At 35.9% G+C, this 13964-nt stretch carries 12 protein-coding genes and 3 pseudogenes; 4 read left to right on the top strand and 11 right to left on the bottom strand.

Annotated elements, in window-relative coordinates:
• The 3 genes from AC1M9J_RS14505 to AC1M9J_RS14495 all read right to left on the bottom strand — a co-directional run.
• A partial coding sequence (locus AC1M9J_RS14505) for a hypothetical protein (RefSeq protein ID WP_481592506.1) occupies positions 1-113 on the bottom strand: 113 nt, incomplete at its 3' end.
• Positions 114-146: 33 nt separating this feature from the next.
• On the bottom strand, positions 147-683 hold the full coding sequence (locus tag AC1M9J_RS14500) for a nuclear transport factor 2 family protein (protein ID WP_163169551.1): 537 nt from the start codon (positions 681-683) through the stop codon (positions 147-149).
• Between the two features lie 3 nt (positions 684-686).
• Positions 687-1814 (bottom strand): amidase, encoded by a 1128-nt coding sequence (locus AC1M9J_RS14495; protein ID WP_168397100.1) that lies wholly within the window; start codon positions 1812-1814, stop codon positions 687-689.
• Between the two features lie 245 nt (positions 1815-2059).
• Between AC1M9J_RS14495 and AC1M9J_RS14490 the strand changes: the two are divergent.
• Positions 2060-2625: pseudogene (locus AC1M9J_RS14490) on the top strand (transposase); the annotation flags it as partial.
• Between the two features lie 119 nt (positions 2626-2744).
• Here AC1M9J_RS14490 and AC1M9J_RS14485 read toward each other — a convergent pair.
• Positions 2745-3617, bottom strand: a pseudogene (locus tag AC1M9J_RS14485) (LysR family transcriptional regulator).
• A gap of 471 nt (positions 3618-4088) precedes the next feature.
• Here AC1M9J_RS14485 and AC1M9J_RS14480 point away from each other — a divergent pair.
• Positions 4089-4991 (top strand): LysR family transcriptional regulator, encoded by a 903-nt coding sequence (locus AC1M9J_RS14480; protein ID WP_481952550.1) that lies wholly within the window; start codon positions 4089-4091, stop codon positions 4989-4991.
• Between the two features lie 10 nt (positions 4992-5001).
• Positions 5002-5706 (top strand): annotated as a pseudogene (locus tag AC1M9J_RS14475) (nitroreductase).
• Positions 5707-5773: 67 nt separating this feature from the next.
• On the opposite strand, the gene AC1M9J_RS14470 reads toward AC1M9J_RS14475, so the two are convergent.
• The 5 genes from AC1M9J_RS14470 to AC1M9J_RS14450 all read right to left on the bottom strand — a co-directional run bounded on the left by AC1M9J_RS14470 (position 5774) and on the right by AC1M9J_RS14450 (position 11086).
• The gene (locus AC1M9J_RS14470; RefSeq protein ID WP_168397118.1) at positions 5774-6508 is read right to left on the bottom strand and encodes an SDR family NAD(P)-dependent oxidoreductase; all 735 of its coding nucleotides are present in this window, start codon (positions 6506-6508) and stop codon (positions 5774-5776) included.
• A 23-nt stretch (positions 6509-6531) separates the two neighbouring features.
• Positions 6532-7848: an MFS transporter gene (locus AC1M9J_RS14465; RefSeq protein ID WP_481952549.1), complete on the bottom strand. Its 1317-nt coding sequence runs from the start codon at positions 7846-7848 to the stop codon at positions 6532-6534.
• Between the two features lie 15 nt (positions 7849-7863).
• The gene (locus AC1M9J_RS14460) at positions 7864-8358 is read right to left on the bottom strand and encodes a flavin reductase family protein (protein ID WP_481592503.1); all 495 of its coding nucleotides are present in this window, start codon (positions 8356-8358) and stop codon (positions 7864-7866) included.
• 43 nt (positions 8359-8401) lie between these two features.
• The gene (locus AC1M9J_RS14455; RefSeq protein ID WP_481952548.1) at positions 8402-9424 is read right to left on the bottom strand and encodes an acyl-CoA dehydrogenase family protein; all 1023 of its coding nucleotides are present in this window, start codon (positions 9422-9424) and stop codon (positions 8402-8404) included.
• A gap of 405 nt (positions 9425-9829) precedes the next feature.
• Positions 9830-11086: an OprD family outer membrane porin gene (locus AC1M9J_RS14450; protein WP_163169537.1), complete on the bottom strand. Its 1257-nt coding sequence runs from the start codon at positions 11084-11086 to the stop codon at positions 9830-9832.
• Positions 11087-11471: 385 nt separating this feature from the next.
• On the opposite strand from AC1M9J_RS14450, the gene AC1M9J_RS14445 reads away from it, so the two are divergent.
• Positions 11472-12404: an IS5 family transposase gene (locus AC1M9J_RS14445; RefSeq protein WP_481952547.1), complete on the top strand. Its 933-nt coding sequence runs from the start codon at positions 11472-11474 to the stop codon at positions 12402-12404.
• A 158-nt stretch (positions 12405-12562) separates the two neighbouring features.
• Here the strand turns inward: AC1M9J_RS14445 and AC1M9J_RS14440 are convergent, their stop codons facing one another.
• The gene (locus tag AC1M9J_RS14440) at positions 12563-13759 is read right to left on the bottom strand and encodes a multidrug effflux MFS transporter (protein WP_481952546.1); all 1197 of its coding nucleotides are present in this window, start codon (positions 13757-13759) and stop codon (positions 12563-12565) included.
• Between the two features lie 56 nt (positions 13760-13815).
• Positions 13816-13964 (bottom strand): 2Fe-2S iron-sulfur cluster-binding protein (locus tag AC1M9J_RS14435; protein ID WP_481952551.1); only part of this gene is annotated, 149 nt, incomplete at its 5' end.

The following is a 13964-nucleotide window of genomic DNA, read 5'->3' as shown; positions in this document are numbered from 1 at the left end:
ATTTCTTCTTCAAAAATGGCTGAATCTTTATACAGCGAAGTATGTACACGGTCACTTTGAACCAGTTCGTTGTAATCAATTTCGATATTTTGTGTTGGAATCAGGCTATTCATATCTATTTCCTATTTAATTTGCGTCCTGTGCTTTTACTTCTGCACTTTTGGTTCTGGTACAGGCAATTCAGCAGTGCTGTTCCAGTGATCCACCGGACGACTAAAAATATTTTCTGTTTGAAAGTGTTTGATCTTCCATTGACCACTGGAGTCTTTACGGAAATCAATGGTCAATTTGGCTGCATTGAGATGGCTTTGAAGATTCTTAAAAGTTGAAGTTTGAAGCATCAGCCAACTACCCTTTGCGGTTGTACCTTCAACATTAATCTGCTCGGAACTTACAAAATGAGCATTCATGAGAAAATGCGAATCTTTTTGGGTATAGCTTTTAAACATGTCATAAATGGATTGCCATGTTACATAACGCCCAAAACTTTTACTGTATTTCTCACCAATGCCTTCCCAAATACTGTCAGCATCAAATAGCGCCATAAGCTCATCAAGATCTGTATTTGCATCTAGATGGTCACAGATTTCCATGTAGCGATTTATACAATTACGAATTGACTGCTGAGATTCTAGCTGCTCTAATCTAAATAATATTTCTTCAATATCAATTTCTTGCCTCATAAATTAATCCTTAATATATTTTTCAAACAGCTGTGCAATTGCACATAACTTTTCGTCTTGGTTTAGCCCTGAAACCAATTGCAAACCAACTGGTTCTGCTTGTTCGGTTTGTAACGGAATTGAGATTGCAGGATGACCTGAAACATTAAAAGGACGTACATAAGCTGTTAGATTAAGCAACTTTAATGAATCTGTAATTTCACTCACTTTAGGAGGAATAATAGGTAAAGTGGGTAACAGCACAGCATCAAATTCTTGTAAAATTTGTTCTAATTCTTGTTTGAATTGACTTTGAATCTCTTGGGCTTTTTTATATTGATCTAGCGTAATATTTACAGACGATGTTAACCGTTTATAAACATCTGGTCCTAATTTTTCAGTATGTATTAGATACGAGAATGACTGCCAATTTTCATAGCTTATTAATGTCATTCCAGCTTCATGAGCAGCTTGAAATAGATTTAATTCAATTTCTTCAAACTGAATATTTTCGACTTGATTAATGAGCTTTTCGATACTTTGCCAAATAAATTTATCAGCATGAACTTTTAATACCCCTATTCGTGGTTTAATATTCTGATTAAAGAGCAATTTCTCCGAGCTAAAGGTAGGATCAATAATTGTCATAGCCTGGATCAGCATGGTCATCTCATTTGCAAAGGGCCCAACACAATCCAGCGTAGATGATTCAGGAAGAATACCTTGACGGCTTACCCTACCAAATGTTGGTTTAAGTCCGTAAATTCCACAACAGGCTGCAGGTAAACGGATAGACCCCCCGGTATCAGTTCCGATAGAGAAGTCACAGAGTTTTTCGGCAACAGCTGTCGCAGACCCGCTCGATGATCCACCTGGAATAAGCTCAGGATAATGGGGATTAATAGGTGTTCCGGTTAACTCATTAACTCCAGTAACACCAAAAGCAAGTTCATGTAAATTAGCTTTGCCTACAATTCGACAATTATTTTCAAGAATATTCGTGACTACTTGTGCATTAACTAGTGCCTTAGGATTATGTTCAAAAGCCTTACTAGCAGCTGTAGTAATTGTTCCTTCAATGTCTATAGTATCCTTAACAACAACCTTGATATCTCCATTACCAATATTTAAATATTTTATGATTGAACTCATTTCACCTCCCCTAATTCCCTAGTGAAATGTCACAAGAAAATATTTCACTATTCAATTGATTTAATTTATACAGAGGCTATTCCTTTCCTACAAATAATTCCTGCTTATAGTAAAAACCCTACTATTAAAATATATACAACCTGAATCGCGGATAAGAAATTGACTTTAAAAATAAAAGGACTAGTGCCATCAGTTGAGTTATCACCCCAAAACTAAAGCCCTAGTCCTGATTTATTGCACCATATATGGCTCATACCAAATTATTCTGTGTAATTGATGACTTTTTTCTTAAATTTGAAGCAACTTATTAGAAATTTCTTAAGCAAAGTCGGCGCTATTTAAAAATCTGACAGACCCAACTAAGTCTCTCAGAAATTACCTTTATTACCATTTAGTATAAATCTTTGTCACTTCCACAACTTCAAAGCACTCTTTTCATTGGTGAAGCAGGATAAAAGTTTTTATTTAAAAACTTACCCTGTTACCAACGGATGATACACATCAGTTGGCACTACACGCGTTACATGTCACCTTGATGAGAAGCCAACATGGCCGATATTTATGGGTTGACTCAACCACTTTACCGTTCTGCAAAAATTAACGAATTCAATGCCATAAATCATTAGTCAGAACTATATCTCGTGGTAAAAGTTCGATGGGTTGGTTTTATGGCTGTAAATTACATATCGTGATGTATCAATTTGGCGAGATCGTAAGCTCAGCACTATCCAATAGGCATATTGCTGACATCAAAATGGTTGAGCATTTAATTGAAGGCTTAGAAGCAAAGCTTTATGCGGATCATGGCTATTCATAGAACTATGAAACTTCTATCACTTTAAGGCTGCGTCTTTATCTAATTATCATTATTAAATATCAACAGCTCCTTCATAGAGTTTATTAGATAGGAGAAATACAATTTCAATATTTCTAAAAATCACTCATGTATTCTAAAATCTGCTGAATATATTCATTATTATCTATACTTCGATAAGCCAACGTGATTGGGCTGTACGCTTCCTCATCTAGGATGGGAAGAAACTTTAAGTTTTGTATACCAATAGCGCTTGCACTTTTTGGAATAATACATACTCCCTCACCTGATGAAACCAATCCGAGTGCCATATGAATTTCCCTTACTTCAGTCAAATTTTGTGGTATTAGGTCTAATTCAGAGAAAATATTCTGAATAAAAGTTGAAAAATTTGGCTTAGGGGTATTTGGGTACATATATATGATTTCATTTAATATTTGTGATAAGAAAATACCTTCATTATGATAGTGGCCTAATGCATAATTATTATGTACTGCAGGTAAAAGCTTTTCATGTTCTAAAATTTTTCTTTTTATTGAAGGATCACTAATTCCTAGTCTTCCAAATCCAATATCAATTTTCCAAGTTTTAAAGCTTCAACTTGATCGCTTGTTCCACACTCAACCAACTCAACTTTAACTCCATTAATGTGGCTTCTTAGATAATCAATTAATTCTGGTAATTTCCAATAAATAGCTTACATAGCCTATTCGTACTGTTTTATCGGTTACTTTATATCTATTTACCATTGATTTAGCATGTGCAGACAAGGTTAATATTTGAACAGCATACTGATAAAAATATTGTCCTACTTCTGTTGTTTTTACTGGACGTATTCCTCGTTCAAATAATGTTACCCCTAGTTCAGCCTCTAAATTTTTAATTTGACGCGTTAAAGGAGGCTGTGCCATACACAATTTCGAGGCAGCTTTAGTTATACTTTTCTCTTCTACTACAGCTACAAAATATTTTAAAGTTTTCAGTTCCATTGAATCGCCCCATTAAATACTTTTTAAGTATATTAAAATACTATTTATAGCCTATTTTCGCAAAATAAATTCAAATATGGTATGTGATATCAAATAATGGATTATATAGCGATATGTTCAGATCAATAGAAACGTTGCTTATCGATATCCCAACCATACGCCCTCACAAATTTCAAATATTGAGCAACCAGAGTTTTTCAATCAAATCATTATTTCATTTTTAAAGAATAATACATCTTGCTAAGTCAAGGTGTATTAAACTTCCAACAAAATATATTAATAATATAAAATATTATTTAATAATCTACCATGTAAATTTAAATGCTAATTTAAGGGAATTTTTTATAGAAACATAAATTACTATTTCAATTGAATAATTTTTATATTATAAGTGAAAAATAAACTAATAGGTTCGATATTAATGGAATGAATTTTGCTTAATTTAAGCTTATACGATAAAAGGACACATTGATGGATGTAAAGTTTGACTTTAATCTTGTACGAATTTTTTGTGCATTATATGAAACGGGTAGCCTAACGAAGACGGCTGAATTATTACAAATTAGCCAACCAGCCATTAGCCATTCGCTAAAAAAACTACGAAATCTGTATAATGATCAACTTTTTATTCGTACAGAAGGAAGAATGTTACCAACCACTCTCTCAGAAAATATCTCTAATAATTTACTCAATTCTAAGGAGTTAATTCTTTCTACTTTGCCTGATACAAATCTAATAAAAATTAAAAATAATTTTATATTTTCTATGTCAGATATGTGCCAATCTTATTTCATGCCTTCCATTTGTTTATTAATGGAAGAACATGATAATAAAGTAAATATTGATGTTATTCAGGCCCAACAAAGCTACTTAGCCCATGCAATGCGAGATGGAGAAATCGACTTTGCTATAGGACATTTACCTGTACTAAAAAATTGTAAGGACAATATAATATATGAAAAACTATTTGATGATGAATTTGTTTTAATGATTAGAGAAGACCATCCATATTACAACAAAGAAATTGATATTATTTTAAAAAATATTGAATTAATCGGAGTAAAATCTTTAACCACTGGCCATACTGATTTAGTTAAAAATATTAATAATGAGTTTGAAAAAAGAACTGTATTAAATATTCCCAACTATTCTGTAGCTCCAGAGATAGTAAGTAAAACAGATTATGGCGTTATTATCCCTAAATCATTTGCTAAAAGATTTAATTATGACGATCAATTTGTTATTATAGATATTAATATACCAGGAAATACTATTGATATTGGGCTTTATTATCATAGATTATTTAAAAATAATCATTCGATAAAATGGATGAGTGAAATTATTTTAAATAATTTTAAAGCCCCCTCTCTTTAAGGAATTTAAAATGGATTCAAATGGAACTCTGCTGATTGATCAGATAATTCAATCGAGATACGCCGCCCGTGCTTTTTTAGATAAGCCTGCCGAACCGCAACTCATTAGAGATATTTTAACTATTTCTTCCTGAGCACCTTCAGGTACTAACACACAACCCTGGAAAGTATATGTTGTTAGCGGTCAGAAGCGTAATGAATTGGTGGCAGAGGTTTATCAAGCACAAAAAAAAATATTTGAGCAACCTGATATAGCTAAACAATATCAAGAAAGTTTCGCTTACTATCCAAAAGTTTGGCAACAGCCTTATTTAAATCATCGAAAAGAAAATGGTGCTTGGCTATATGGTTTACTCAAAATCAGTAAAAATGACCAAACCAAAATGCAAGCACAGCTTTTACATAATTATGAATTTTATGGTGCTCCCGTAGGACTTTTCTTTACTGTAGATCGCTCTTTAGGTATTGGTTCTAAAATGGATATTTCGATGATAATGCAGAATGTAATGTTGTGCGCCAAAGCTAGAGGACTTGATACTTGCCCACAAGCTGCATGGAATAAGTTCCACTCTATCGTACTTAATCATCTCAATGCAGATAAGAATGAAGAACTAGTCTGTGGTATGGCTCTCGGCTATGCTGACCCTTCCCATATAATTAATATTTCTCAAACCACTCGGGTACCTTTAGAAGAGTTCGCTATATTTTTGGATTAATGATCTAGCTATAAAAAAATCATCTTCAGATGATTTTTTTATTCGCAAACTGTTTCTACAAAAATAATTAGCGCATCAATAAGCCACCATTCATATCCCAAGTTGCTCCAGTAACAAATCCTGAATTATTTTGGATTAACAACTCAATGGTTTGTGCAATAAAGCTCATATCACCTAATTGATGCACTGGTATTGATTTCAGAATCTCCGGAATTTCATCCGCCTGCACAAGACGGTGAAATGCGGGTGAATCTACCGGACCACAGGCAATGGCATTGACTGTAACCCCTGATCCAGCCAGTGCCTTGGCAAATAGTTTGGTCATAGTCAAAATGGCACCTTCAGAAATGGCATAGTGTGCTCCCACAGCGATACCACCATTCTGGCCTGCAAGAGAAGACATATTGATAATACGTCCCTGCCCCTGCTGCGCCATCCATTGTCCAAAAAGTTGACAGGCCAAGAAAGTTCCCATTTGGTTGATTCGACTAATTTCCACAAACTCCTCAGCCGAGATTTCAAACAATGGAGTGGTTTTGGTCATAGCTGCATTGTTAATTAGCACATCCAACTTGCTAAACTTTTCTTTAATCCAGCCAGATACTGCATTAAAATCTACTTGATCAGTGATATCCAGTTTGAGAGCAAATGCATTATTCACTGCCAGCTTTGCTACTGCTGCTTCAGCTTTCGCAAGTGTAACATCAGTTAAAATTACCTGATACTGTTGGCTCACCAGATATTCTGCAATTGCAAATCCGATACCTTCCCCCGCACCCGTGATGAGAATCACCTTGTCCATATACAAAACCCTCCCATCCTAACTTAGTGATTACCAATATTTTTGGGTGTAAAGAAAATACTAATGGCAGCGATCAGGGCTGCCGCAGAGAAGAGGTAAAAATTGGCACTGGTATTAGAGCCATTTGCCATCAGATAGCCACCAACAATCGGTCCCATAATCGCCCCAATACGACCCACACCAATAGCCCATCCAGCGGCGCTGGCACGAATCTTAGTAGGATAATAATGCGTGATATAGCCTAGCTGCACCATTCCTACACCGATTATACCCATACCTGCTAAACCAACGAGCACATAAGTTATTGCAATATTATAGTTAAAGGATAGGCCGAAAATAGAGACTGCACCTATGAGATAGAACAGTACAATTGTTTTACGAGTATTAAAACGATCTGTCAAACGCCCAATAAATAGTGAGCCTAGACCTGCAGAAAGCATAAAGATGGCTAGAAAAGAAATGCTAGAACTAATTCCATAACCATTAGTCTTCATAATTTGTGGTAACCACGTACTCAGGCCATATACACCAAGTACAGTTGCAATCTGTGAACTCCAAAATAAGGTTGTTGCACGCAAGTGCCTGACCGAGAACATTTCTTTCAGTAAAGAGAAAATATTAACTTTATTTTCTTTGCTCACCTGATAGCTTTCAATTGAATTCTGTGAGATTCCGATTTTATCAGCCAGTTGCAAAGCATCTTTTTTACGACCATGACTGAGTAGGAAAGAAATGGATTCTGGAAGAAATTTGATAAATACAGGTACTAATAATAATGGTAATGCACCTGCTGCCACCAATGTTCGCCATCCATACTGATCCAGATAGAACATTCCCACCAATGCTGCTAGTAATGCACCAGCTGGATAACCACAATACATTAGGGCGAAATAGAAATTCTTATTTTTTTCATCAGAATATTCAGAAGTTAAAGCACAGGCAATTGGAATAATACCCCCGACCCCGAGACCACAAATACCACGAGCAATTACAAAGCTAATCGGATCTTGTGCCATGGCAGCCCCGATCATTGAAGTAGTAAAAATAATCAGACATGCAATTAATAGTTTTTTACGTCCATATAGATCGCTTAACGCGCTAAAAAGATAGCACCCAATAAGTGTTCCAAAAAAAGCTGCACTGCCAATATAACCCATGTGCACGGCAGTTAAATTCCAACTCGCCTCCTGTAAGAGGGTCGGAATAATGACCCCCAAAATTGCGATATCGTAGCCTTCAGATATCATCGCGATAAAACATAGGAATACTACCAGCTTGGTTGTAATAGCTGATGGTTCCATATTGGTACTAATTGCATTTTTTGTCACTGGTGTAGACATTATTGTTACTCCCTACTATATTTTTAATAAAGGATGAGTCTCATGTATGGCATATGTTCCATTACAAAAAACCAATGGATCAACATCCTGCTCATAACCATATTGCAACACTTCTCCAATCACGATGGCATGGTCCCCAGCATCACAGACATTCCATAAACGGCATTCAAACCAAGCTGACACGTTAGCCAAACGAGGTGCTCGCTGACTGTCCTGATGCAGTTCTATGCCAGCAAATTTATCGACACCACGACGTGCAAAACGGTTAGACAGATCTAATTGTTCTTTACGCAATATATGAATAGTAAAATATCCTCCTTGAGTAAAAGACTCATAAGTGTAGGCATTTTTATCAATACTCCATAACACCAAAGGTGGTTCCATAGATACTGAATTGAAGCTATTAGCTGTAACGCCGATTTTTTCTCCATTCTTGTCATAAGCTGTAATAATAGTGACACCCGTCGGAAATTTACTTAATGCATTTCTAAAATCACGTGTATTAATCAAAATTTTTTCCTCTTATTTGTTTGATGAATTTCATGTCCTGCTGTTAGATATATCCTTTGAATGGCTCTGTTTTAGTCATCACTGCCCCTGCGCCATCAAATACAGATTCATTGATATGCGCATGCTGAGTAATAACCAGCACATCTCTTAGAATTTTTTGCATCTTCTGACGTTTGAAAATGGCGTTAATGCCGGAAATGCTGTAGCAGTTTTTGACAATGTCGGCACAGGAATGCGCGGTATAGGTTGCTGAAAGACGCATTTCATTTTCTAGCGCTTTGCAAATCTCGTTGCCTTTCTCAATTTCCCCCCAGACACGATGACAGATCTCATAGAAATAACTGCGAACACTGAGGAAAGATGCTGTATTTTTGGATAAAGCCATACGGAAATAAGCACGATCAGCCAATTTTGGTGCACCAGTCGTGGTCTGTCCCTTACAAATCTGTAAAAGTTCTTGAATCGCTGCAAAAGTCAAACCAAGTGCTACCACCGTATGCACCTGACCGGAGAAAGCTACCGTTGGAATGTGATACAGAGGTTCATCCACCAACGCAGGTGCACCACGGACAAACGACCAGTCTTCAGTAACAAACTGCTCAGTAATTTTTAAGTCATGGCTACCCGTACCTTCCATGCCAAAAACATCCCAGTTTTCTGATACCTCGACTTTGTCTTTAGGAAGAATCACGGTTCGTGGACGGTCCTGGAAACCACCACTGGCACTTTCACAAATACCGACACCTAACCAATCTGCTGTTTTAGAACCACTGGAAAATTTCCAAGTTCCCGAAACTTCCCAGCCATTATCAATACGAGTAGCTGACTGTACCGGGAACAGACCTCCGGCAAAAATCTGATCTGGACCATCCTGATAAATGATTTTCTGGGTTTCGATAGGTAAAGCAGCTAGGTAATAATTTGATGAACCAAAACTGGCTACCCAGGCAGCAGAGCCATCTACAGAAGCTAGTTTTTCCAAAGACTGTAAAAATGGTAGTGGATTGCCTGCATTACCGCCAAAAATACGGGGTACTGAAACACGGAAAAATCCGGCCTTTTTCATCAAATCAACTATATGCTGTGGAATAAAGGACAGTTCCGAAAATGACGTACTTTCTACTGCAACTTGTTTGAGCAATTCTTCAAACTCAGACTTTTTACTTTCCTCCAGACAAATGGAATCGTAAAGTCGCTCGATGGTATACATGGATATTCCTTAAGGATAATGATCAGATATCCTTACTTATAGTTTTAAAATCTCCCTAGAACAAATAACTGTCATTAATGTTTTTTTACTAAAATAAATAGCACGAATAAAGAATTTATCTTTTTGTTTTATATATATTTTTAACAAAACAACAACTAAATTAGGCTTAAAATTATTTAAGACCCACAGAAAAAATTACAGGCCCTAGATCTAGGGCCTGTAAGCAGGTGAATACCACCTCAATGAGGATTACTACAATTTTTAGAACTTGAAGGTATAAGAGGTGATTAAACGGTGTTCCTCAAAACTCTTACCTGATTCCATCCCTGCGCCATATTTAATATCTGCATCGGTATAGCGCCATTCAAATCCTAATCCTTTAAACCAGCCCTGATTTGGGTGGTATAATAGGCTGAATACGCGTTCAATTTCCTTGTTATCTGCAAGACCTTTGCGCTGGATACCATCACCATGATGATAGGCAAACCGCGTCTTAACCCCTGGTAGGCTCCAGTCTTTGAAGTCATAGATATAACTGAAATGCCAAATAGACTCTTCTGGATTATTAAATGGCAGGATAGACCAAGCCTGTAAATACGGTTGTGGAGAATAACCGGTCAGTAAAGGGAAACTACTGTCTCCGATGTTCTTTTGCAGACCGACCGTAAACCGGTGATTCTGATGCTGAAGTGTGGTCATTCCCCCCAAGGCTTGACTGTCAATCTTTCCATAATAGGCATCACCATCTTCTTCATTATAGAAATAGCTCAAGTCGAATTTGACTTTGGTTTGATCCAGCTGTTTTTTATAATTAACGCCTACATAATGTTGCTGGTAAATATCTTCCAGTTGACCAAACCAGTAAGATGTCGACAAGTCTAGAGTAAGTTGATAATCCAGACCGAATAGATTTAGTCCATCACTTTCCTTGACAGGCCCCGCAGTCTGCATACTCAATTTACGGTATTCGTCATCATTACGGGCATTTGTATATGTAATACGCCCTGCAGTAACTTTTAAATTCTGAATATCCTTATTTTCTAGCATGGCTCCAGCTAAAGATGTCACCAACTGTCTTGAATCATCAAAATACACAATAGGTGTTCTTGGCAACAATTCACCAACTTTTAATTCAGTATTACCTGCTTTTAATTTTAGGGTGACGCCATATTTAGCATAATCACTTTTTAATTCACCTTTGGCAGGATCATAAGGCACGATCAAGTCACTGGTCTGACGATGTTCACTATCAAGTAAAACAGCATAACGAATACTCGCGTCCAATCCCACTTGAAGCGGCGTATCAGTATAGCCTGATTCAAAAATTAGGTTTGCCCCTTGTGTCCAGCTGCCAAATGCTGGCAGATGATCTTGATCATAGGATCGATCAAAATAAAAATTTCTAAGATTAAGACTGGTTTTACTGTCTTCGATGAAATCTGCATGTACTTGAATCATGGCCGTACTAGCAAATATTAATATTATTACTGATTGAGTAAGTTTTAACTGTTTCGACATATGGTACCTATCACATTGTTCTACTGAATACCCATTAATAGCCAAAAACAGATCCCTAAAAATTAAATTAATAATATTTAGAATTTTTGCAAACTTCCATTTAATAATATTTTTATTAAAATAGCTAAAAGCAAAATGATCTGATTTAAAAACAATTAAACACTCTATATATAAAAAAATAAAATAAAATATTATCCCCAATAAACCAAAGTAATAATATAATATTTAAAATAATCTCTATTTATAACCCGAATCGCGGATAAGTATTTTCTTTAAAATCATGACATAAACGTAATTTTATGATTAATTTTTAGTGTTATTAGATCAAAGCGGCTTTATTGCACAAAGCTGTTCTTAAGGGCTTCTTCAATAATATAATTTACAAATGAAGAAGCCTACACATAAAATCTACCGCACAACCAATTGGCCCGCATATAACCGAGCACTCATTCATCGCGGAAATATTACTATTTGGTTTGATCCTGCTACGCAATGGTATGCTCCATCAAAAGGCAAACAAGGGCGAAATCAAACCTACTCCGATGCAGCCATCCAATGCTGCTTAATGATTAAATCCTTATTTCGTCTGTCTTTACGTATGGTCACTGGCTTTGTGCAAAGTCTGATTAAACTTTGCGGATTAAATTGGACAGCGCCAGATTACAGTACGCTTTGTAGAAGACAAAAGTATATTGATATTGCAATCAGCTACCAAAAAAGTAGCTATGGGCTGCATCTACTCATGGACTCTACAGGCTTGAAGTTTCTAGGTGAGGGCGAATGGAAACGCAAGCAACATGGACCTGAATATCGTCGCCAATGGCGTAAGCTACATAGTGCTATAGATGCTGAAACTCTTCAAATACGTGCTATTCAGCTCACAACCAATAATATCAGTGATTCACAGGTACTAGGTGATTTACTTGATCAGATTCCACAAGATGAGCAGATTGACTCTGTTTATACCGATGGAGCTTATGACACCAAGCAATGCCGTCAGGCCATTGCAGATCGGCAAGCGCATGCGGTGATTCCACCTAGAAAAAATGCGAAACCATGGAAAGATACAAAGAGCAGCTTGCTAAAGCGAAATGAATTACTTCGAACAGTTAAACGTTTAGGTAGGACACTATGGAAAAAATGGTCAGGCTATCATCGCCGAAGTTTGGTTGAGACTAAAATGCACTGCATCAAATTATTAGGAGATAAACTCAGTGCAAGGAGCTTTGATAGCCAAGTCAATGAGGTTCATGCACGTGTAGCAGTCCTCAACAGATTTACGGAATTAGGTCGACCACTTACTCAAGTTACGTCTTAAATTTGGCTCAATTAGGGGCGCTTTGCATTTCAAATCTTTGTGCAACAAAGCCGATCAAAGCATAGACATTTCATCACAAAATGATAGATAAACCTTAAAAATAAGTGGTGTCATTTCCTTAAGCAGGATTAGGATTATTTATAGGCCTTTATAAAAAATTATAATTCCTTTAAAGCATAAAAATACAGTATTAATGCTATTAAAATAAAAATACTCATAACAACAAACATATTAATTAAAGCATTAAAAAAAATAAAATTTAAAACAATCCCACTTATTAAACCACAGGAAAAATGCATACTACCCATCATTGCACTAGCTGCACCTGCACGCTTATTTTGATTTTTCATTGCTAATGCTAATGAACTTGGACCTATTAACCCCATTGTAGAAACTATTATAAATATTGAAATAAAAACTAAAATCTTAAAGCTGTAAAAACACCCTACACCTAGCAATAAGACTCCTAGTGCTTGAATCATCAACCCTAAAAATAAAATTGATTTTATATTCCATATCTTTATTAGAACTTTATTAAGAAATGAAAGTAATATTATTCCAATTCCATTTAATCCAAAAATCAAACCAAAAACTTTTTCATTTAGATCAAATTCCCCAATCATTACAGCAGAAGCCGAGTTTAAAAAAGTAAACATCACTCCGCCAGACAATCCTCCTATACACATAGGAAGATAAAATGTGTGATCTTTTATGAGGTCTACATAGGAATTAAAACTTTTTTTAATATGGAATTTCGTGCGCTGTGATTTCGGTAGTGATTCATTAAAGAAGAAATGAATGCCAAGTAGACAAGCTATACCCATTAATGCTAATAATAAAAAAATCGTGCGCCAATGATAATATTCCAATATAAGTGCACCAATACTTGGCGCAATCACTGGTGCAATAGCTAAAATCATCATTAAGGTAGTAAATGCTTGAGCAGATGCTTGTAAAGTAAGACAATCCCTAACAACTGCCCTTACTATAACTACTCCTACACATCCACCTAGAGCTTGTATTATTCTAAGATACATTAATTGATTTATATCTTGAGCATATACACATAGTAAACTTGCTAAAATGTAAATTCCTAATCCAATGTACAGTGGCGTTTTTCGACCTATTGCGTCACTGATGGGACCATACAATAGCTGTCCTATAGCTAATCCTAGAAAATATGCAGGCAATGTATTTGAAACTTTTTGCACACTAACAGATAAATCTCCAGCCATATGATTTAAAGCTGGCAAATACATATCAACTGATAATGGACCCAATGCCATTAATAAAGATAAAAGTAAAATCCATCCCCATGAATAACTACTTTGCTGTTGAAGCCGCATACTTTTCATTGATTATCCGTTTTTATATCGAAATAGTATTTAAATGAAGATATGTAATTAAAATTTTAAATATCCAATACAAGTTGTTTGGTTTTTGATCTTGAACAACATGCGAGTATTTGGTCATTACTCTCTTTTTCTTCATCCGTTAAATACACATCACGATGGTCAGGCTCACCTTCTAATACATCACACAAACATGTACCACACACCC

The sequence above is a fragment of the Acinetobacter sp. ANC_7588 genome (genome assembly GCF_056783995.1).
Note: the sequence above shows the minus strand (reverse complement) of the source record. Positions and strands in the feature narration are given on the sequence as shown.

Bases quoted from the DNA above. Each gene is read 5' to 3' on its own strand.
- AC1M9J_RS14500 (WP_163169551.1), bottom strand. From the start codon at position 683: ATGAGGCAAGAAATTGATATTGAAGAAATATTATTTAGATTAGAGCAG.
- AC1M9J_RS14495 (WP_168397100.1), bottom strand. From the start codon at position 1,814: ATGAGTTCAATCATAAAATATTTAAATATTGGTAATGGAGATATCAAG.
- AC1M9J_RS14480 (WP_481952550.1), top strand. From the start codon at position 4,089: ATGGATGTAAAGTTTGACTTTAATCTTGTACGAATTTTTTGTGCATTA.
- AC1M9J_RS14470 (WP_168397118.1), bottom strand. From the start codon at position 6,508: ATGGACAAGGTGATTCTCATCACGGGTGCGGGGGAAGGTATCGGATTT.
- AC1M9J_RS14465 (WP_481952549.1), bottom strand. From the start codon at position 7,848: ATGTCTACACCAGTGACAAAAAATGCAATTAGTACCAATATGGAACCA.
- AC1M9J_RS14455 (WP_481952548.1), bottom strand. From the start codon at position 9,424: ATGAAAAAGGCCGGATTTTTCCGTGTTTCAGTACCCCGTATTTTTGGC.
- AC1M9J_RS14450 (WP_163169537.1), bottom strand. From the start codon at position 11,086: ATGTCGAAACAGTTAAAACTTACTCAATCAGTAATAATATTAATATTT.
- AC1M9J_RS14445 (WP_481952547.1), top strand. From the start codon at position 11,472: ATGAAGAAGCCTACACATAAAATCTACCGCACAACCAATTGGCCCGCA.
- AC1M9J_RS14440 (WP_481952546.1), bottom strand. From the start codon at position 13,759: ATGAAAAGTATGCGGCTTCAACAGCAAAGTAGTTATTCATGGGGATGG.